This window comes from Kineosporia sp. A_224 (assembly GCF_002198655.1).
Lineage (GTDB): Bacteria > Actinomycetota > Actinomycetes > Actinomycetales > Kineosporiaceae > R-H-3.
In genome coordinates this window covers 1-20,409 of record NZ_MWLN01000089.1, presented here as the reverse complement: position 1 = coordinate 20,409, position 20,409 = coordinate 1, and the positions used below count along the sequence as shown (strand labels likewise).

Sequence of the window (20,409 nt, the reverse complement as noted above, 5' to 3'; positions counted from 1 at the left end):
CGGAACGCGAGCCGGCGGCCCTCGACGGCGAGGCCTTCGCGCCGGACGGCGGGGCGGCGCCGGCGACGGGTGGCGCGTGCATTCGTCATGCGCCGGTGGCTCGGTTGCAGGTGGCGTGGGTGGGCGGACGTTGGCGGGGTCGAGGGGTTCGCCGCCGTGGGCTCGGGGGCGGATCTAGTCGAGGTCGTAGGACAGCGGGTGGCGGGCGGGGGCGTTGTAGGCGATGGGGATGCCGGGGTGCTTGCAGCGTGGCTGCTGGCAGCGTGGCTGCTGGCAGGGCGGCTGCTGGCAGGGCGGCTGCTGGCAGGGCGGGCTGGGGCAGCGGCACGCACACCGTCGGGGTGCTCGATGACGGGTCCGGCATCGTTGCGCCGGCCACGTCCCCGTGGTCAGCCAGGATGAGGCTCGTCGGACTGTTGTCCAGCAGCTGTTCGGACAGCAGCTGTTCGGGCATGGCGGCTACGCGGCGTCCTTGGACCGGATGGACGCTAGTGCGCGCAGGACGTCAGCGAGGGACACGGCCCGGTCAGCGTCCTGGTAGGCGGCCCGGCCGAGCTCGAGCAGGTCGCGGACCAGCGTTGAGGGCTTGATGCCCTTGTCGGCGGCGGTCTGCGTGATCCACTGGTCCAGCTCGATCGGCAGCCGGTAGCTGCGCGCCACCTTGATGTCGTCGGGTCCGGCGGCCGGGGGGACGTTGTCGACCGGCGCGTCGGTGAACGTCAGGCCGTGCACGTCGACGGCGCTCGGCTGCTGATGGCTCAGATGTCCAGTCAGGTGTTCAGTCATTGCTGGCCTCCCATGCCTCTAGCTGGGCGGTCTCGCCGGGGTCGAGTTCTCGTGCTCCGACGATCCACCAGTCCCACTCGTCCTTGCTCTTCAACGCGACCAGCAGCGGCCTGCCGGTCTTGGTGCGGCCCCAGATGGTCAGGACCTCGAACCCTTCGACCGTGACCGCCGGACGCGGCCAGCGTCGTCGCGCTGCCAGGACCTGGGACACCTCGTGCGGCTCGACCCCGATCAGCTTGTCGAGTACTTCCCAGACCCACTCATAGCCCACACCAGAAGTATACGAACGTAAGACACTGGCGGGAAGGGGCTCGTCGGGTGCACCTGGCTGATCGTCAGCGACGAGCCGACGGGAGTCGGCCCGCCGCCGGAGCAGGAGCCTTCGGGGGGTCCGGTGGCGCCGGCAGGGTGCCTTGCGGTTCACCGGGTCCACGGGCGGTCACCGGTCGCGGTCCAGCCGCAGCAGGCATCGCACCGATGAAGGAGTGGCGGAGGTACCACGCGGGGCGCCCGTCCGGCAGGTCGCCTGCCGCGAGCCGTGCGAACAGTTCCGGTACACCGCCGGTGCTGGCGTGAGCGCGATCGAGGGCTGCGACCAGGCGCGGCCAGTCGGTGTCGTCGACGAGGCCGGGGCGGTGTGCGGCCAGCGCCGCCCAGTCGGGGCCGTCCGAGCGACGAACAGGGGGTCGGAGTGCAGCAGTGGTGGCGGTGGGGAGCGGGGTTTGGAGGCGTCGACGGGCCTCGGCGTGCGGGTTGGTGGTCCAGGCGTGGACGGCGTCGGCGAGGTCGGCGTAGACGGTCGAGGGCATCAGGTCGAGGGTGTGCGCGAGCCGGGTGGCGGGCTCGAGGACGGCGAGCGGCGGGAGCGCGGCCAGGACCGCGATCGCGTCGCGGGCGGCGCCGACGCGGCCTGCGACGTCGTCCGGGTCGGCGAGGCGTGGTGCCCAGGCGGCCAGGACGTCCTCGACGAGGGCCGCGGCGAGGTCGGTGGGCTGCTCGAGGTGGCGTCGCAGTTGGCTGGGTTCGCGGGTGTAGAGGGCGGCCGGGTCGAGGCCGTCGGGTAGCTGCAGGTGGGCGGGGGTGGCGCGGCGGGCGGCGAGCAGCCAGTAGGCGCGGGCGGCTGCCTTGCGGCCGGCCGGGTCGGGGTCGGTGGCCACGATGACCCCGCTCGCCTGCCCAGGCAGATGGGAGCGCGGGTGCGGGGCGAGGTGGCTGGTCACGTGGCTGGTCAGGTGGCTGGTGAGGAGGTTGGCCTGGGTGTCGGTGAGCGCGGTGCCGAGGGCTGCGACCCCGAAGTGGCGGCCGCCGCCGGCGAGGGTGACGGCGATCGCGTCGATCGGGCCCTCGACCAGGACGGGCACAGCCCCGGCCGCGAGGGCGGCCGCGGCGTCGGCCAGGCCGTACAGGTGGTCGCCCTTGCGGTAGACCGGGGTGTCGGCGGTGTTGAGGTACTTCGGGCCGTGCCGGTCCACACCACCGCCATTGCCGCCTCCACCGTCGTGGGTGCTTCCCAGGGCGCCGTCGTGGGTGCTGTCGTGGATGGGGTTGCGGCGGGCGACGAAGCCGGCGATGCCCTGTTCGTCGCGGATCGGCAGGACGAGCCGGTCACGGAACCTGTCGATGACCTGGCCGGTGGACGCGACAGTCCCCAGGCCGGCGGCCACGATCTCGGCGTCGCTGACGCCGGCGCGGCGCAGGACCGTGACCAGGGACCGCCACCCGGCGGGGGCGTACCCGGGGCTGAACCGGGAGTCGTCGGCCAGGTCGCTGCCGAGCCGCTCCTGCAGATGCCGGGCGGCCCACGAGGTCGGGTAGGAGGCGGTGAAGAAGTCGTGCGCGAGCTGGTTCAGCTCGTGGATCCGCTGGTAGATCGGCTCGGACGGGACCACGGTCGGGTCCGTCTGCGACGAGCCCGGGTCGAGGACCTGACCGTCAGGCAGGGGCGCGCGTGCGTAGTCGGCGACCGGGCGGCTCGCGATCGCCTCGAGCTCGGCGCGGGTCTGCGCGTCGACGTCCGCGCACCAGTCCCCCGGCTCGGCAGCATTTGCAGTGTCGGTAGCGCCGTCGGCGTCGTCGGTAACCCACGTGGTGTTGACCATCTCGGTGTCGACCCGCGGGCTGGTCGGTGCGGACGCGTCGTCCGTCGGTGGGGTGTCGTCGAGGACCGGAGGGATCTCGAACGGGTCAGGGGGCGGCGGGGCGTCGTCCGGGTCGAGCGGTGCATCCGCGTCCAGAGGGTCCCGTACAGGCGTGGGTCCGGGGTGTCCGGTGGCGAGCAGCGCGACCCGCCACGTCAGAGCCTGGGTGAGTTCGTCGTCCCGTAGGTCGTGGCCGGAGCCGTGAGGGTCGCCGTCGTGCGGATCGCCGTCGAAGGTGGTCCCGGCCTGGAGCAGTTCCCAGGCCGTGACCAGGACGGCGTCCGGCTGCCACCCGTGGTCGACGGCAGCAGTGACGGCGGCGACCAGGCCGGGCCAGACGCGGTCGCTCTGGACGCGGGCAGCGGCGTCGGCGCCGAGTAGTGCAGTGAGGGCGGGCGCCCAGTCCGGGCGCAGGGCGGCACTGCCGTTGCCGTGGTTGCCGCTGCTGTCGGCGGTGCGGGTGAGGGCCGGGGGCAGGTGCCGGGTCAGGCGCCACCACAGGGCGGCGGCGGGTTGCTCGTCGGGCAGCGGGTGATGGGCGGCGACGGCGGTGGTGAGGGCGGCGATGTCGATGCCGGCGTGGGCGGCGACGGTGAGGCGGTCGGCGAGGTCGGGCCAGCCCGGGTCGGCGAGCAGCCGGGGCTCGAGGCGTTCGGCGAGGTGCCGCCAGCGGGCGGCGTTCGCCCGGGGGTCACCGAGAGCGGTGGTCGCGCGGTCGGCGAGCCGCTTCTGGTGACGGGCTCGGGCGGCCGGGATCTGCGTGGACCCGGTCGGCCGGGGGTCAGTGTCGGGGACGCCGGTCGCGGCCCGCCAGACAGCCAGATCAGTGATGAGGTCGGAGGCGAGCGGGCGGCCGGCCCCTTGGTCGACGTCGCGGTCGTGGTTGCGGTCGAGGTTGCGGTCGAGCAGGTGGAGCGCCCATGCCGGGGCGGTCGCCGGCGTCCAACCACTAGCTGTTGTGGCGACGTCGGCGGCGAGGGCACGGACGAGGTCGGCCCGGGCCGCGAGGTACTTCCCCCAGTTCTGCTCAGTGTCGGCGCCGGTGCTGTTGCTGTTGGCGGCGAGGGCGGCGAGGGCGGCGGGGATGCCGGGCAGCCAGGGCAGCGGGCCGGGGGTGGCGGTGCGCAGGTGGGTGGGGTCAAGGCGCCAGTCGAGGACGGCGGCCGGGTCGTGGGCGCTGTCGAGCTCACGTCGGGCGGCCACGGTGTTCAGGGTGTTGTGGAGGGTGCTGAGCAGGTCGCTTGGGTCGCGGCCGTCGAGGGCGTGCATGGCCAGGTGCGCGCGCAGGGTCGGCCACGCCTCGTGCTCGGTCAGGCCGGGCAGGACCTGCTCGGCGGCGACCTCGAGGTCGGCGAGCCGCTGCGGGCCGAGGCGGGTCTGGGCGGCGGTGGCCAGGGCGTGCGCGTACCGGTCGGCGGCGGCCTGCAGCCTGGCCGCGGGGTCGGCGAGGGCGCGGGTGTGGCTGGTCGCTGAGGTCTGGGCGCCGTCCCGGGCCAGGATCCGTGCGAGGACGTCGACCGCGGTCGGGGGCAGCAGGGTGTCGCGGCTGATCACGGTGTGCGGGTCGCCGTCGCCGGCGACGCCGAGGTAGAGGTGGTTGGCGGCGCGTCCTCTGGTCATCGCCACGTACATCGTCTGCCGGGACTCGGTCCCTGAGGCGATGACGTGGGTGACGTCCGCAGTGACGCCCTGCGCGGCGTGCACGGTGCTCGCGTAGCCAAGCGCGACGTGCGCCGCGACGTAGGCGGCGGGTAGGACGATGTGCCGGCCGGTGGCCAGGTGCTGGACCCGTAGCCCGCCTCCCGGGGTGCTTGCGGTGACGGTCCACCGGTCACCGTTCTTCACCCAGTCCGTCGAGGTGAACCGCAGCTGCCGGTCGTTCTCCCGGGTGATGACGGTGTCGCCGGCGCTGACCCGGCACCCGTCGGTGAGTTCGACCTCCCGCAGATCACCGGCCGTCTGATTGCGGCTGAGGCGGTCGGTGCGGGCGCGGGCGTTGAGCTCGGCGACGAGGTCGCGGGTGGAGGCGAGCATGAGCGCGTCCCGGCCGGCGGCCCGGTCGGCGGACCATGCGGTGTAGGCCTGGTCGACGCAGGTGCCGAGGTCGCCGACGTGGATGCGGCCCTGGTCGGTGTAGTAGGCGATCGCGGCGGGGTCCCCGGCGCGCAGTGCGAGGGAGGCGGCGCCTTCGGCGGGGTCGGTGAACCGGACGACGTGGGAGAGGGTGACCGCGCCGTGGGTGGCGGCGATGTCCCGTAGCACGCCGCCGGCGCCGATTGCGGCGAGCTGCTGGTCGTCCCCGATCAGTCGGACGCTGCCGCCGCGGGCCAGGACGAACTCGACGACCGCGGCCAGGTCGCAGGTGCCGGCCATCCCGGCCTCGTCGATGACCACCAGGCTGTCCGGCCCGATCGCCGCTATCCACCCCGGCAACCCCCGCTGCTGCCGCCTGGCATCGCTCGTCTGGGTGGCGAGGGTGTGCTGGAGCTTGGCGAGGGTGTCGGTGTGCACGCTGAACGTGTCGAGGCTGAGCTCCTCGCGGAGCACCGCGGCTGCGGCCGCGGACGGCGCGAGCCCAAGGACGTGCCCGCCGCTGTCGGTCCAGGCCCTCGACAGGGCCCGCATCGCGGTCGTCTTCCCGGTACCGGCCGGCGCGAGCCCGACCTGGAGCCGTGCCCCCGAGGTGGCCATCTGCCGGATCAGGTGGACCTGGCCGGGGTTGAGCCGGAACCCGTTGGCCTCCGACTCCAGCAACGCGACCTCGACCACGTCACCGGCCGCTGCCCGGCCGTCGCGGCGGCCGGCGGCCGCGACGAGCGACCGCTCGGCCGCGACGATCGCGGTCGAGGTGAACCGGCGGGTCCCGGCGACCTCGAACACGCTCGCTCCGTCGCGGCGGCGCAACGCGGCAGGCTCGACGATCACCCCGGGCAGCGGCCCGCTGGCTGATCTGTCGGATGGGCCTCGTTCCGGGGCGTGCAGGGGCAGGGAGTGCTCGCTCGACAGCGCCCGGGCGACGACCGCATCGACCATCGCGTCCAGGTCGCCCAACGGGACGCCGTCGCGGCGGGCGAGGCGCTCGGCCTCGGCCCGCACGTGGGTCTGCCGCCACGTCGCCCGCGCCGTCTGCACGGTCGCCACCGCCTCGCCCGCAGTCCGGGCCACCCACTCCTCCCGTTCGGCCGGGGTGCGGTCCGCCCACGCCCGCCCTGGAGCTTCGCCGCCGGCGGCCAGGACGGAGCGCACCATGCCGGCGACGGCGTCCGGGCCGCCGAGGACGGCGGCGGCTTCGGTCTGCCAGGTGGCGCGCTGGTCGGCGTGGGAGCGGGGCTCGTGCTTGCGGCCGCGAGTCTCCAAGGTCGCCTGCTGGGCCAGGTGCAGGGCCTCGACCGGTGAGGGCGGGCGGCCGTGCTCGACCTGGAACACCGCAGCAAGTTCGGTGCGGCGGGCGTCGATCGCCCGCCGCCGCCGCGACCACGCCGTCAACAGCGCCGGGTCCGCCCCGACCAGCTCACGGACCGGACGCCGTCCCGGGCCGGTGCCGGGGCGCTCGGTGAACCGGACGCCGAGCCGGGCCACCAGCTCGGCCTCCACCCGCGTGTTGTACCGCTCGGACGCCGCCACTGCGCTGGCGTGGATCGGCCGCCCGTCCAGAGCAAGCCACCGCCCACCCCGCCCATCGCCCCGCCCATCGCCCTGCCCGCTGTCGAGGGTCTGGACCTTGTTGGAGATCGCGACGTGGGTGTGCAGGTCGGGGTCGCCGGCGCGGGAGTCGCGGTGGGTGAACGCGGCCGCCAGCAGCCCGGTCACGTCGACCTGCGCGACCCCTTGGGCGCCGACCCGGGTGTAAGTCGCGCTGTCCTCCAGCCACGCCACCGCATCCGCGACGGCGGCGTGGTGGGCCGCCTCGACCTGCTCGGCGACCTCGCGCGGGGCGACCGCCCACAGCGCCGACACCGACTTCACCGGCGAAAACGTCAGGTCATACCCGGCCACTGCGGTCGTGGCCTGCCGGGACACCCTCGCCAGGAACCCGGCCCGCTCCCGGTCATCTGCCGGCGCCCGCCCGTATTCCTCGACGAACATGCCGTCCGCCACCCGGGTCCGGATCCGGGCCCGCACCGGCGCCGGGACCGGCCAGTCCCGCGGCAACCCGACCGCCTCGTTGTACCCGGCGAACGCCGCCGCGACCTCGGTCCGGAACCGGGTCGACCCGGCGTGCACCGGGTACCGCGACCCCAGCCTGGTCGCGGCCTGGATCTCACGGTCGGTGTGCCCTGCAGCCCGCATCCGGGCCTCGATCCGGTCCGCGTCCGGATGCCGACCCTCCCCCCACAGCGCACGCATCTGCGGCTCGCTCACCCCGCCCGCCGGTGAGAACCCTGGCAAGCCGGAAAGGCCACGCCCCAACCACTGCCCCGGTGACTCCCCCTTCTGCTCGTAGTAGTCACCCAACGACGCGAAACCGCGCGACGTCGCGTCGTGCGCGGCCACCTGACGCGTCAGATACGTGTAGCCGTCGCCCGCCGTCAGCTTGTGCAGGCTCATCACAGACAGACGCTATGAACCCTGTGCGGCGAGCCACCGGCGCTCACACCACGGACTGGCCTGGGGGCAGTGGCCACACCCAGGCCGCAGAACTCGTTTCGCGCGAGAGCCGTCTCGTCCGGAGCCGTCTGGTGTCGGATTACAGCTTGCCCGCCGTCATCCCGGCGAGGGACAACAGCACCGCGGCACCGCGCCCCACGGCTGGGCTGCGGTGCTGCGGCAAGCGCGCGCCGCGCGTTGTGCTTCCCCTGTCAGCAGCGGCCCCACTTGTCGTACCAGGAGGTGACCTGCCCGAGCCAGTTCTTCGTGTAGCAGCGGCTGATCACCGAGGCGTTGTAGGGCGGGTTGGACTGGGCGTAGGCGCTGCATCCGAGCACCGTGCACGTCCGCCAGAACATGTTCGGCACGGTGGCTGCGCTTGAGCCGGTAGCGGAGCCCGCCAGGACAGCGCCTGTGACCGCGACGGCGGCGGCGAGCCGACGCGCCCGCAGATGCACTCGTCGAGCTGACCGTGACGCCGTGGCTCCGGCGCTTCCTGTCCTGTGTCGTCCCAGGTTCATGAGCTTCTCTCCTCGACCATCGAACCAACAGTGACCACCCGTCACTGAAGGCGATCGAACTTGAGGGAGCGATGGTCGGGCAAGCCCTCGCCGGCGAGTCCGGCGTGATCCGTACAACTCCGTACGCACTTCACCACCATGCGATGCGAGACGGGCGGTCGGCGGCGTGGATCGCTGGCTTGCCCGCCGGAAGCCGGGGAGCGTGTCTCTGCGGCGGGCTCACATAACGCGCCCCTCGCGGACCTTGAGGTCGAGTCGCGCTCAAGAGCGACATCCCGGGCTGAGTGACGAGGCTGGCGATGACCCGCGAGCACCTGAGGACGCGCTTCCTGTAAGACCCCTGGCCCGTTGTCGGAGCCGTCGTCGACGCGCTGGCGGCCGGGTAGGGACGACGGTGCCCTGATCGCCGTGATCAAGGTCGTGCTCCCCGGCGTGGCCTGGCGTGTACCTAGCGACCGGCTCGATGGCGGTAACGTCGATCGACTTGTCTGGCCGCGGTATGCGCCGATCCCGACCGGACGCCCCGCCCGCCGAGATCGTCAAGACGCTCGAGCTCGCCGCGGAGGGCGAGGATCCCCGTAGACCCTCTCGACGAACACGTGGTCGCAGCCAGGCCCCGGGTCAAGGGTGCCCCCGTTGAGCGTCAGCTCGTGCTCCCGGAACTGCCTGCAGGTCGGATCGGATCGGAGATACCTTGGTGGGTGGCAGATGTGCCTGCCCGCTCCGAGCTTTGGTGACCCACGTTCACCGGGCGGCGAAGACAAGGTTCTCCGAATCGCACAAGCAGCGTTCCGCCAGGTCGATCACTCAACCCAAGGCGGGCGGACGTGGGGTGCCCGGCCGATGGAGAGTGCGATGACCAGGAACCACCGTCTCAAGACCCAAGTCCGGGCACAACAGGCGGCTGCGGGCGTCCCCTACTCGGTGGCCCGCCGCCGGGTCACCTCGGCCTTGGCCGAGGTGATGCAGGAGCATCCCCTGCTGAGCAACTTCGGGATCGGCGTCTTCGATGCCCACCGCAAGACCACTGAGCAGCGTCGTGACGAACTCGAGGAAGGCAGGGCCATCCTGGCCGGGCGCGAAGCCGTCATATTCGACACAGTCGCGTGGTTGCGCGACAACGTCACACCGATCAAGACCCCTGCGGTCAGCAGCTACGGCATGAAGCACGTCATGGAGCGGACGATCGGCGTCTACACCACCAATGGCGAGTTCATCGCCGCGGCGCTGATCGCCGGGTACTCGTTCAAGTACGCCCGCCCGAACGTGCTGTTCGGGATGAGCGCCCGCGACGTCAGTCGGCTAAGGGTGGCAGCTCACTAGGACCGGCGAGGTAGGTCCTACTGCGACGGGATGACGTGGCCCGACCAGGAGGGCCGGGACTACCTGACGAAGATGGCAGCGCTGTGGCCCCCCGCCCACCGCGGGCGGGGGCCCTCGGCGCAGGGCTCATGAGGGAGTCCCGGCGTCTGACGGACCTGGGCTCGGCCGGGCCGTCGCCGGCTCTACGGGCGGGTCGAGGAACGAGCCCACGGCCGCCTGGAGGACACACACCGATGACCCGCCCGGGACGGGCGGCTCGCCCTGCCCGGAGACGCGCGTTCCCACCAATGGGACGTTTAGTGGGAACGCATGGCACGCGAAGAGAAGCACCGGAGCTGGATGTTGATCAACTACTGCTTCGGGCGGCGGAAGAGCTCAAGCACCAGCGTGACCAGCTTGAGGAGCTGGTTGCCGGCGGGCCCCGACGAGGTGCCCCGCCACGCGTGCCGCGCGAGGACGGCAGTGGTGACGATCACGGGCACGGCCACGATCAGCAGTGCGGCGATGACGACGATGCTCAGCAGCGTGCTGGGCATCGCTTGTGCCGTGTGGGCGACGGCGTCGATGCCCAGCACGGCCATCGTCATGCGCCTGGGGAGATGCATCGGTTGTCCCCGGTTCCCTTCTCTGTTGTGGTGCGGGTTCGCCGCGGCCTTGGGTTGTGCCGCGGGGGTTCTTGGAGCGACATCGACACGCGGTGTGTCTGAATGCGCTTACGTGACGCGAAGGCGAGCTGGCCCGCGCCAAACGGGAGCAGCCCGCGGCGGGTACGTCGCGGGCTGCGGGTTCGGAGGGCGGCGACCTGGGGGGCGTCTGGGGCTCAGGGGCCCCCTTGGCTAGGGGGCAGAGCCGCTCCCAAGGCTGGGGGCAGGAAAAAGGCCCGACGCCAAGGTGCGGGGCGATCGGGCTGCGGGGAGTTCAACCTCATAGGCGGGGGGTAGGGCCTTCCCACCCGAGGTGACGTTGTGATCGTAGCGCTGGGGCCCGTTACACCGGTGTCAAGCACCCTCATGCAGCAAGGGCGTGTCGTGTCACCAGAGGGGATCTACCTAGGGCCCGTGGAACGCAGGAAGCCCGGCGCAAGGCCGGGCTTCGGGAGGTACGGAGGCACGCTAAAGGTGTACGCCCATGACAGTACCGGTCTGGGGCAGACTTTGGGAAGAGCCCGCCCTTACCGTGACGCATATGCACGTGATCGGGTATTGCCGGCGCTCGACGGAGGAGCGGCCGACGACGCTCGAGGGGCAGGCCGTCGCGCTGCGCGCGTGGGCGACGGCCGCCGGTCATGACCTCGAGCTGGTGTCCGAGACAGTGTCGGGCGGTGTGGAGCCGGAGGATCGGCCGGTGCTGTCTGGGGCGCTGGACCGGCTCGCGGCCGCCAGCGACGGCGTGCTGGTGGTGACGACGGCGGACCGGGTCGCGCGCACGCACGCGATCCACCGCCTGGACTACTACGGCGACCGTGAGGGCTGGCAGCTCGTTGTCCTGGACGCCCTCGATCGGCGGGACGACCCCGAGGCCCGGCTGTTGCACGGGATCCGGGTCAGCGTCGCGGAGTACGAGCGGGCGCTGATCGGCCGACGCACCCGGGCCGGGCTCGAGCGACGTCGCGCGGCCGGCGTCCGGCTGGGCCGGCCACGGCGCTGCCCGGACGACGTCCTGGCCCGTGTGCTGCAGCTGCGCGCCGGCGGCGCCCGCCTCGTCGATATCGCGGCCGCGCTCAACGCCGACGGGGTGCCGACCCCGGGTGGTGGGGCGCGGTGGTGGCCGTCGCACGTCTCCCGGCTCCTGGCCACCCAGGACGCCACGCGGGGCCAGTAACCCGGTGTAGTGAGTCCGACACGCATTAGTGTTTGTGCTGCGAGTTTTAGACACGGGCTCGGAGTGCCGATACTGTTCAGGTATTCCTCCCCGCCGTCCCTCGTGGACTGGCGGGGATTTTTTGGGTTTGGAGGCGTTGTGGCGGATCGGGTCACCCTGTTCATCGACTACCAGAACGTGCATGGGTGGGCGCGGCGGTGCTTCTATCCGCTGATCCGCGATCCCGCCGTCGGCCACGTCGACCCGCTGCGGCTGGGGCAGTACATCGTGGAGCGCCGTCGTCGGCCGTCCCAGCTGGAGCAGGTGCGGATCTACCGGGGGCGCCCCAACCCGGACAAACAAGCCACGGCAGCGGCCGCGAACGACCGGCAGACCGCTGGCTGGGAACGCAGCGGCCTCGTGCACGTCACTCGGCGCCCGCTGAAGTACCCGAAGGACTGGCCCGACACGCCTGCCTCGGAGAAGGGCATCGATGTAGCCCTGGCCATCGACATGGTCCGGTTGGCGATGCAGGGCGCCTACGACGTCGCCGTCCTGGTCTCCGCGGACACCGACCTGCTGCCGGCGCTGGAGACGGTCACCCAGCTCAAGCTGGCCCATGTCGAGCTCGCGGCCTGGAGCGGAACTCGCCGGCTGCGGTTCCCCAACTCCCAACTGCCCTGGTGCCACTTCATCGATGAACCGACATACCGGACCTTGGAAGACCCCACCGACTACACCCAGCCCTGATCGCGGGGCCCTCGGCGCGACAACCCACACATGAACCGAAGGGGGCTCCGGCATCACCGGAGCCCCCTTCGTCGTCCTGGGTCTTCGTCGTCCTGGGGGCGTCTGGTCAGCGGCGGGAGCGCACGAGGCGTGGTGCGGGTGGGGCCAGGCCGTCGGAAAGGGTCAACTTTCGACCGTCGTTGACACGGCCCAGGTCAAGACCCGGGACGCCGTCATCTCCAGATGGGTCGAGTTCGCATCTGATGAGAATTCGCGGCCTTCTGCCGGCGGACGCGTCGTACTCGATCGGGGCGAATTGCCGGGTCAGCTGACGGGTGGCGATGTCGCCGATCCGGCCTCAGCAGGAGTAGTCAGTCGACGAGGCTGGTGGACTGCCACAAACCTGGTGGATCGGTCCCCGTGGCTCCGATGGAGTGCCGCGGCAGGTGGTCCACCCTGCGCAGACTCCTCTCCAGGGTCTGCTCCGCCATTCCTGACGGAGGGCTGGGAAGTGGCCGCTAGTTGGCCGCATGAGCGAAGACGGTGGTTGTGACTGTTGGGACGTCGAGCGGTGCAAGGGCGTCCTTGGCGCTCCACCCGCGCCGCCGATTTGGGCGGACAACTCGTCCTCGATGGGGCCCCGGCGGGGTCCGCGGGCGCACATGCGGATGTGGCCGGTCCGGTCTCGGACGGCATGTCTGTCCTTGTTGAAGGGGCCGCCGTGCTAGCTGTCCGTCGTCAGCGTTCGGGCGACCAGGATGCGGTCCTTCCCCGGCTCGATGAGCATGATGATGTCTTGGAGTTCCGTCCGCGGGCCCGTGCTCTTCGCGTCGGCGGGCTGGCTTGGGCCTAGCACCGGCATGGGCACCTGGCGGGCGACGGCGACCCACACCAAGGCGTCCTTCACCTTGAGGTCGAGGTTGTCGTCGGCCGCCGGGTCGGTGTTCGCCGGGTTGCTCTTGGCCGGATCGATGGGGTCGCCGTACCCGTGGATGGTGACCCGGGCGAGGCTGACGCCCACGACCGGCCCGCGCATCTTGCTAACGGCGAGGCGGCGAGAGTCCGCTTGTGCGGCAGTGAGGCTGTCGACGGGCTGCTCAACAGCGACGTCCCAGCCGAACGTCTTGGCCGTTGCCAGGTCGGCGGCAGTCACATCCGGCACCTTGGCTGCGTCCACCAGGGGCGGGAGGGCGTCCGTGGTAGTGACGGCGGCGGGGGCCGCCGTGGTGGGCCGGTGGCCCGTACCGACGACCGCGTTGACGCCGAAGGCGATGCCGACCGCGGCTAGGGCTGACGCGGCGATGACCGCAAGGCTCCGCCTGTTCATGGTGATCCTCTCGCGTCCGGTCAGTCTGAGTAGGTGTAGATGCCACGGCCGCCGCTGGACGGGGACCAGTAGCCGGAATGCCAGTTGGAGGTGTCGGCTGTGGTGGTCGGCCACATCATGCTCGCTGGCATGAAAGCGAAGACGTGGCTGCCGTTGAGATACTTCACTCCGGTCCAGTTGTTGTGGTTTCCGGAACTGCCGGGCACATCGTCGGACTTGTAGTTCGTCTCCGCGAGGAACTGCGTGCCCCACGCTGTCACCCACGTTCCGTAGGGGTCGTAGCCGGACTCCAAGACCTTCGTGCCGTTCACGCGCATGGTGAGGCGACCGGTGGTGAAGTCGCGGTAGGCGTCGTAGGTCCACGGCGTGGTGGTGGACGGGTTCGTTCCACTTATCCAATTCACGAGGCCGGAGACTCCGGCGCCGCAAGAATTGTCCGCCGAACATTTCTTGGTGTATTGCGCGAACTGGAAGATGCCGGCCCCGTAGAGGAGAGCCCACTGATTCTGCGGGCCCGCTTGGTACCAGCCGGTCTGTGCCCAGCAGCACCCTCCTCCGCCGGCCACCGCAGCTGCGTTCACCATGGCCCACGCGGACGTCCAGCCCTTGGACGTTGTGCCATCGTCGCCGCACAAGTCAGGGTTCTGGTACTCGACAGCAGCCTGTGCGCCGTAGACCGACACGTTGCCCCACGAGCCTCCGCCTGCGAAGTAGTTGCCGTAGGTGCCGGTACAGGTCGCGCCAGCCGCCTCTGCGACCGACGGGACCATGGCCCCGGTGAAAGCGATGACGACCAGGACCGAGAGTCCTGCGCCGAGCCTCTTGAGCGTCCGCAACATGCCCGGGTCCTCCCGTGGTCGTCGCCGCCCCCCATCGATCAAGTAGATGGGGCGTGAGCGGACGATACGCGGGTCTTTTGGCACCGTCTACAGCATGATCGCAGACCTTCTTCGAGGCTTCAATGTCGACGGCGGAAGCACGACCCCCTATCGCTGGAACCCACGCGTCGGAAAGGGGTTGGCTTTCGACCGTTGTTGGCATTCGCGAATCACCGAAGATCGATGTCCTTTGACAGGTTCACTGCGCGGCGCAATCGATCCTGGATGCTTGCAAGCCTTTCCCTCGATGTTGGTCATGAGCGGGGGAAGTGGGTACGCGTAGCGAGGTAGGTGGTCCAGTCTCGGGCGGCGAGTCTGGCCCAGTCGGAGGCGTTGCTGTTGGTGATGCCGATGAGTTCGGCGAGGACGGGTGCGGGCATGTCGCCGGCGAGTTGGAACAGGGTGGCTTTGCGGTTCTCGTAGGGCTTGATGCCGATGGCGACGAGCTGGGCTCGGATGTTCTCGGTGACGAGGTGTCGGCCCGGGTTCCCGCCGGGGAAGAGCCATCCGTTGTCGCTTGAGGCGTAGAGGCTCTTGCCGCGGTGCTCGAGGTGCTCGCGGATCAGGTCGTCGAGCTGAGGTGGCATCTGGATCGGGATCGTGTTGAAGGTGACGTGGACGCTGTCGGTGGCGAGGGTGACCTGACGGGTCCGCATGGCCACGATCCGAGACAGAGGCTGGGCGAACAGCAACGTGAACAGTCCGCCGATGCGGGTGTAGGTCCGGAGGCTCTGGTCGCGGAGGAGCCGTTCGACGGCGTCCCAGCGCTGTGAGTCCGAGACCGTCATCGTCGGCGAGGGTGACGCGACATGGGGAATGGTCAAGGAGTGGGTGTTGAGGCGGGTGCGGCGCAGCCAGGCGATGAAGCTGTGGTCGCTGCTCGTGAGGCCACCGACGTGCTCGCCGTAGCGCTCAAGCAGGTCCTGGGTGGCGGTCGCCGCGGTGGCGCCGTGGGCCTGCAGGAAGGTCAGGAAGTTGACCGCCAAGCGGATGCGTCGACGCGCAGCGTTGGTGATGCTGGAGGTGAGCCGCCCTTCACGTGCGGCCTTGCGCATCTGGCGCAGGACGTGCCAATGGGCGAACTGGCGGACGAGGGCTGCCTGGTCAGCGGGCAGGTCGGTGATGACGCTCTCGATCCAGGGCAGCATCCGCTCGATCCGGACCTCGAAGGGCGGAAGGACTTCAAGCGCGACGAGCAGGCCGCGCAGGTAGTCGTGGACCCTGTCGGAGGGCAGCGACCGGAAGGTGTCGTGGCTGATCTCGATCTCGCCGCGTGCCATCGCGCCCAGCAGCCGCGGGCCGACCCCGGGCATCTTGCGCAGCCACCAGATCCCGGTCTGGGGCCGATCGGAGGTCACCAGCTCCTCGAAGACCCGTTGGAGCTGGTGGTGGATGCGCCCGGTGGTGGGGTCGGTGAGCAGGACCGTGAGTCGTTCGGCCAGGATGCACCGGGCGCAGCGGCTGGCACCGTAGGGGTGGTCCTCCCTTCCGCACTCACCGCAGGCGAAGACCGATTCCTGCCCGGCGCAGGAGGCACACACCAGCGCCGTGCCCGCGTCGCGGCGGGCGCCGGCGCCGGCGCCGGCGCCGTGCGCCGGTCGCAGGTAGGCCAGCGGCCGCACGATCGTGCAGCCGGGACACGTTTCAGGGTGGTAGTGGCGGCGGCGCCGACAGGCGACGCACAGACGCCCGTGTGGCAACGTCGTGTAGTGGCGATCGCGGCTGCCGCAGTCCCAGCACACCGGTGGGCTCACCCCGGTCAGTCCGGCTGGTCGGGTCGGCGGATCCTGGCCCGGATCGGTCGCAGCGCTCCGATGCCTGGGCCCGTGTCGTTGACCGCAGTCGCTTCCCGGACCTGCTCCCGGGCCAGCTCCAGCAGGTCGTTGGGGGTGCAGCTCAAGATGTCACACAGCGCCGCGAGGAGGTCCAGGTTGATGCGCTGCGGCGCCTTCGTGGCGACCCGGTGCACCATCTGCCGGGAGATCTCCACGCCCCGCTGATGCAGCGGCTCGACAAGGTCGGTCGTGTGGAACATCCCGTTCTCGGCCATCAGCTGGCGCAGATTCCAGCGCAGCACCGTCTTCGTGGTCACAGATCCTCCCGCTTGTCGTCCCCGCCGTGGGGCAGCTCGCGCGGCCGACCGTCCTGTCGGGCGCCGTGGGTTGGGTGGGTGCCGTAGACGCGGTTGAGGGCTGCCTGCAGCGTCTTGGTCTTGAAGTCGTTGGAGACCGAGGTGTAGATCGCGGTCGTCGAGGCGTAGGAGTGACCGACCTGCTCGGTGACGAAGCGCTCGGGATACCCGAACTCGATCAGGTGCGTGACGTAGGAGTGCCGCAAGCAATGCAACGACAAGTCCTTGGACAGGCCCGCCTGGTCGCGCAAGAACGCGAAGCGCTTGTCGACCGTCTTGACCGACACCTGGGCCTTCCGCTCGGTCAGCCACAACGCCTGGCGTGGCCCGGGCTTCAGCAGCGGCCGGGCTTGCTCGACCCACTGACGCAGCCCGGCGATGACCCAGTCGAACTCCGGGACGGCCAACACCGTGCGGCGACGCGGCGAGCTCCCGCGGCTGGACTTGGCGTAGCGGACATGGACCGCGCCGTAGGTCCCCCAGTCGGGCATCCGCGGGTTGGGGCGAAGGTCGACGACGTCCAGGCAGCACAGCTCACGGCGCCGAAGCCCGAACGCGTAGGCCGTCTTGACCATCTGGGCATCACGCAACGCCGCCAACGCGCCCTTGCGGCCCGAGCGCGCGATCGTCTCCACCCGGTCATCGAGGAACCCGAACAGGGTCTCGACCTCGTCGTAGGAGAACGGTCGCCGCGCTGGCCTGCCCTCGTACTCGACCAGGTGAGCGGCGGTGTTGTAGTCGTGGCAGACCTGGGCAGGGATGGTCCCGAACCGCTCCTCCCACTGAGCGATCCAGCCGTATCGGCCATCGAGGAGGTAGTCGCAGAACAGCCGCAACGTCAGGTGGTAGCCGCGGATCGTCGAAGGCGCCAGACGGTCTTCGCCGGACATCAGACTGGCCGTGAAGTCCTCCACGTCACCAGCTGTCCAGTCCCACGGGGGTGACTCGGCGAACGCCGCGAAGCGTCGCACCAGCGACATCCTCGGCTCGATCGTGGCCTCCGCCAGCAGCCTCGATTTCTGCTGCCGCGCCCAGCCCGACAACATCGCCTCGAACACCGCCGCCGGCTCGTTCAGGTGCACCACACCCGGTGCAAGCACCAGGTGCGCCGAGCCCGGAACAGTCACGGCACCCTCGCAAGTCCGTAACCTTAAACTAGTCAATGACAACTGCAAGTTACCAGGTGGCAGCCGTAACCTGCTGACCGGCTGCAACAGGGCGCGCCGACGAGGTCGCCAAGGGAACTCGTCCAGGCGTGCCGGCGGAATCGGTCAACTTGAAGTTGATTCGCGGCCTTCAACTGGCGCTATGGCGTGAACTGGCGTGATGAGTTCCAGGTCGTCAAGGAGTTCGCGGTCGACCTGCGCACTAGCTCAGCCGAGTCGGGGTCACAAGCATCGGTTGCGTTGCCGCGCGCGTGTCCGGGAGTGTGATCGCATGAGCGAGGAACCCAAACAGCGGATGCACGACTACCTCAAGGACGCGCGCGATGCGGTGCTGTGGAAGGCCGAAGGACTGTCGGAGTACGACGTTCGCAGACCGCTCACGAAGACGGGAACCAATCTGCTCGGTCTGATCAAGCACCTGTCCGTCGCCGAGTCGTGGTACTTCGGGCAGGTCTTCGGCCGTCCCTTCGAGCCGCGCCTACCGCGGTGGGACGACGCAGACGTGCTCGAAGGGGCCGACCTGTGGGCGACCGCAGCGGAGAGCCGGGAGTACGTCCTCTCGACGTATCGGGCCGTCATCGCCCACGCCGATGAGACGATCCGTCTGTGTGACCTTGACGAGCCCGGCTACGTGCAGTGGTGGTCGCCTCCAGAGGTAACCCTGCACGGCATATTGGTGCACGTTCTGGCGGAGACTGCGCGCCACGCTGGACACGCAGACATCCTGCGCGAACAACTCGACGGACGCACTGGCATGCAAGCAGACAACCCGTACCAAGCGCCGCACGACGATCACTGGTGGGACGCATACCGGACCCAAGTTGAAGCCGCCGCCCGCTCGGCAGCCTCGATGTGAGCGAACGCCTTCAACCCGAAGAGATCTCGACCCGACGCACTGCGCACTAGGTGAGCCAAGTCGGGTCTCAGTGACCGGTGCGGGGGGTTCGTGTCCGTGTGTGGTCGCCTGGGGCGTAGTGCTTCCAGGTGGCGCCGGCTTCGGCGGCGATCGTCTCGGCCTTGCCGGCGCTGTAGCCGAGGGCGCCGGCGACGACGGCGGGTGGCGCGTGCAGGAGCACTTCGCGTAGGGCTCGCGATCGTCCGGGCAGGTTCGGGATGCCCAGGGTGGTCAGCCTTCGTCGGACCGAGGTGGGGTGGAGCGGCTGCCCGGCACGTCTGCCGGGGAACAGCCAGGTGCTGTCCGGGTTGGTCGCGGTGGTCAGGTTCGGCCGGGCGGTCAGGTAGCTGTCCATGATCGCGTCGAAGGGTGGCGGGACGGGTGCGGGCGGATCTCCGAGTCGGATCAGCATCTGGCCCTGTTCGTCGCGGGTGACGTCGTCGATGGTGAGCCGGGTGATCCGGTTCAGCGGCTGGGCGTAGAGCAGGATCAGCATCGCGATGAGACGTTCGGCTCCGTCCATGCCGTCACCGGACTGGATGCGGCGCAGGAGGTCGATGCGCTGGCTCAGGCTGATCGGCGTGGGTGGCTGTTCTCGGATGGGCGGCAGTGTCAGTCGCGGCATCTGCTGGGCGCGGATCGCCCAGGTCAGGAACGGGCGCAGCGACTGCTTGCGGAAGTTGCGGGCGCCGGCGAACCATCGGTCCAGGTCTGCCTGCCGGCAGCTGGCGAGGTCGACGCCCTGCCTGGCGAGGTGGTCCAGGAACGCTTCGGTGGTGCGCAGTCGGTGCCGGGCGCCCTGGTCGCGGTAGTGGCCGACGGGTCCAGCCTCGGCCGCCGTGCGGAGCTGACGCAGGACGTGCCAGCGCGCGTAGTGCTTGAGGATCTGGGCCTGGTCGGGGTCGCTGAGCTGGCCCAGCCAGCCGGTCAGCCATTGCTCGAACAGCACCAGGTGTCGGTCGAGCGGCGGCAGGACTGAGGAGGCGATGAGCAGGTCTCGGACGTGCACGATCGACCTCAGCGGCGACAGGGTGGACAGACCGTCGTGGGTCAGCGGCACCGTTCCGCGGGCCAGGGCATGCAGGATCGGTGGCACGTGGGGTTTGGACAGCCACAAGATCCCCACTCGCGGTCGAGCCATGACGAGCACCCGGTCGTGGAAGGCGACGAGCTCGGGACGGATCCGACCGGTGCCGTCGTCGAGATGCGCGGCGAGGCGCTCGGCGAGCACGCAGCGCCCGCAGATGCCTCGGTAGTGGTTCCAGCCCTCGTTGCCGCAGCGGCCGCAGGTGAAGTCCCCGATGCCTCCGGCGCAGTCGGTGCAGCATGCGACGCCATGGGTGTCCAGACCGGGCAGCAGCCGGTGGGCGCCGCAGCCCGGACAGGCACCGTAGGTCTCGCACGCCCGTGCGTAGCAACCCGAGCAGACCCGTCCCTCGGGCCAGCTCCGGACCGCCACCCAGACCCGACCGCGCGGATCGGGAGCAGCCGGTCCGGTGTGAACCGGCAGCCGCAGCGGACGATGGCATCGGGCGCACTCCAGCCGACCGGGCTCCTCAGCGGTGTCCGCCGGCTCAACGGTGCCCTTCGGCTCAGCAGTATCCTTCGGTGGCGGCTCGGGAGGCCGGGCGCTCACTCCTCGGGGGACACGATGCGGGCCCGGACCGGGCGCAGGTCACCGATGCCCGTCTGCCGTGTGCGCGATGGCAGGTCGCCGGCGGCGACCTTGCGGACGCCGACGCTGGTCGCCTCGGTGGGGATCAGCTGGCCGGCGTCGACAGCGAAGATGTCGCACAACGCCGCCAGGATCGGCAGCGAGAGCCGCTCCGGGGTACTCGTCACCAGTCGGTGCACCTGGGAGGCGGACAGGTTGATGCCCCGCTCGGCCAGCAGCGGCACCAGCTCGGTGGTGGCGTACATCTTGTGCTCGGCCATCACCTCCCGCAGCCGCCACTGGTATGACACCTTGCGCCGCTGTCGGGTCGGCTTCTTCGGTGCTGGCGTCATGCCAGACCTCCCATCGTGTCGTCCGTCCGTGAGGTCTCCAGTGCTCCGGTGAGCATGTCGTCCAGGACCCGTCGCAGCGTGCGGGTGCGGAAGTCGGAGGAGACGCAGGTGTAGATCGAGG

16 protein-coding genes are annotated in these 20,409 nt (G+C 70.5%); 4 read left to right on the top strand and 12 right to left on the bottom strand.

Annotated elements, in window-relative coordinates; translation table 11 throughout:
- Positions 1-459: 459 nt before the first annotated feature.
- From EDJALFJO_RS07215 to EDJALFJO_RS34090, 4 genes are all read right to left on the bottom strand, one after another.
- Complete coding sequence (locus tag EDJALFJO_RS07215; RefSeq protein ID WP_143448355.1) at positions 460-786, bottom strand: hypothetical protein; 327 nt, start codon at positions 784-786, stop codon at positions 460-462.
- Positions 779-1,057: a hypothetical protein gene (locus tag EDJALFJO_RS07210; protein WP_088283646.1), complete on the bottom strand. Its 279-nt coding sequence runs from the start codon at positions 1,055-1,057 to the stop codon at positions 779-781. The genes EDJALFJO_RS07215 and EDJALFJO_RS07210 overlap by 8 nt, the downstream gene beginning before the upstream one ends.
- A 64-nt stretch (positions 1,058-1,121) precedes the next feature.
- The gene (gene mobF / locus EDJALFJO_RS07205; protein WP_198950086.1) at positions 1,122-7,472 is read right to left on the bottom strand and encodes a MobF family relaxase; all 6,351 of its coding nucleotides are present in this window, start codon (positions 7,470-7,472) and stop codon (positions 1,122-1,124) included.
- Positions 7,473-7,723: 251 nt separating this feature from the next.
- Complete coding sequence (locus tag EDJALFJO_RS34090) at positions 7,724-7,870, bottom strand: hypothetical protein (RefSeq protein ID WP_158220323.1); 147 nt, start codon at positions 7,868-7,870, stop codon at positions 7,724-7,726.
- 1,017 nt (positions 7,871-8,887) lie between these two features.
- Between EDJALFJO_RS34090 and EDJALFJO_RS07200 the strand changes: the two genes are divergently transcribed.
- Positions 8,888-9,355, top strand: a complete 468-nt coding sequence (locus EDJALFJO_RS07200; protein ID WP_088283656.1) for a hypothetical protein — start codon at positions 8,888-8,890, stop codon at positions 9,353-9,355.
- Between the two features lie 350 nt (positions 9,356-9,705).
- Here the strand turns inward: EDJALFJO_RS07200 and EDJALFJO_RS07195 are convergent, their stop codons facing one another.
- Positions 9,706-9,942, bottom strand: a complete 237-nt coding sequence (locus tag EDJALFJO_RS07195) for a hypothetical protein (protein ID WP_088283642.1) — start codon at positions 9,940-9,942, stop codon at positions 9,706-9,708.
- Positions 9,943-10,540: 598 nt separating this feature from the next.
- Between EDJALFJO_RS07195 and EDJALFJO_RS07190 the strand changes: the two genes are divergently transcribed.
- Entirely contained in the window at positions 10,541-11,176 is a 636-nt protein-coding gene (locus EDJALFJO_RS07190) for a recombinase family protein (protein ID WP_158220322.1), read from the top strand.
- A gap of 138 nt (positions 11,177-11,314) precedes the next feature.
- Positions 11,315-11,905 (top strand): NYN domain-containing protein, encoded by a 591-nt coding sequence (locus tag EDJALFJO_RS07185; protein ID WP_088283638.1) that lies wholly within the window; start codon positions 11,315-11,317, stop codon positions 11,903-11,905.
- A 703-nt stretch (positions 11,906-12,608) separates the two neighbouring features.
- Here the strand turns inward: EDJALFJO_RS07185 and EDJALFJO_RS07180 are convergent.
- From EDJALFJO_RS07180 to EDJALFJO_RS07160, 5 genes are all read right to left on the bottom strand, one after another.
- On the bottom strand, positions 12,609-13,211 hold the full coding sequence (locus EDJALFJO_RS07180; RefSeq protein ID WP_088283636.1) for a hypothetical protein: 603 nt from the start codon (positions 13,209-13,211) through the stop codon (positions 12,609-12,611).
- A gap of 20 nt (positions 13,212-13,231) precedes the next feature.
- A complete protein-coding gene (locus EDJALFJO_RS07175) occupies positions 13,232-14,050 on the bottom strand; it encodes a hypothetical protein (RefSeq protein WP_088283634.1) in 819 nt (272 codons plus the stop codon).
- Between the two features lie 293 nt (positions 14,051-14,343).
- Positions 14,344-15,843: a hypothetical protein gene (locus EDJALFJO_RS07170; protein WP_198950085.1), complete on the bottom strand. Its 1,500-nt coding sequence runs from the start codon at positions 15,841-15,843 to the stop codon at positions 14,344-14,346.
- 5 nt (positions 15,844-15,848) lie between these two features.
- Positions 15,849-16,181 carry a helix-turn-helix transcriptional regulator gene (locus EDJALFJO_RS07165; RefSeq protein ID WP_198950084.1) on the bottom strand — a complete coding sequence of 111 codons (333 nt, stop codon included), beginning with the start codon at positions 16,179-16,181 and terminating at the stop codon, positions 15,849-15,851.
- Entirely contained in the window at positions 16,178-17,347 is a 1,170-nt protein-coding gene (locus tag EDJALFJO_RS07160) for a tyrosine-type recombinase/integrase (protein WP_198950083.1), read from the bottom strand. The genes EDJALFJO_RS07165 and EDJALFJO_RS07160 overlap by 4 nt, the downstream gene beginning before the upstream one ends.
- 310 nt (positions 17,348-17,657) lie before the next feature.
- Between EDJALFJO_RS07160 and EDJALFJO_RS07155 the strand changes: the two genes are divergently transcribed.
- Positions 17,658-18,242 (top strand): DinB family protein, encoded by a 585-nt coding sequence (locus tag EDJALFJO_RS07155; RefSeq protein WP_088283632.1) that lies wholly within the window; start codon positions 17,658-17,660, stop codon positions 18,240-18,242.
- A 67-nt stretch (positions 18,243-18,309) separates the two neighbouring features.
- On the opposite strand, the gene EDJALFJO_RS07150 is transcribed toward EDJALFJO_RS07155, so the two are convergent.
- Both EDJALFJO_RS07150 and EDJALFJO_RS07145 read right to left on the bottom strand, forming a co-directional pair.
- Positions 18,310-19,512 (bottom strand): hypothetical protein, encoded by a 1,203-nt coding sequence (locus EDJALFJO_RS07150; RefSeq protein WP_198950082.1) that lies wholly within the window; start codon positions 19,510-19,512, stop codon positions 18,310-18,312.
- Between the two features lie 401 nt (positions 19,513-19,913).
- Positions 19,914-20,288: a helix-turn-helix transcriptional regulator gene (locus EDJALFJO_RS07145; RefSeq protein WP_088283628.1), complete on the bottom strand. Its 375-nt coding sequence runs from the start codon at positions 20,286-20,288 to the stop codon at positions 19,914-19,916.
- Positions 20,289-20,409 lie beyond the last annotated feature (121 nt).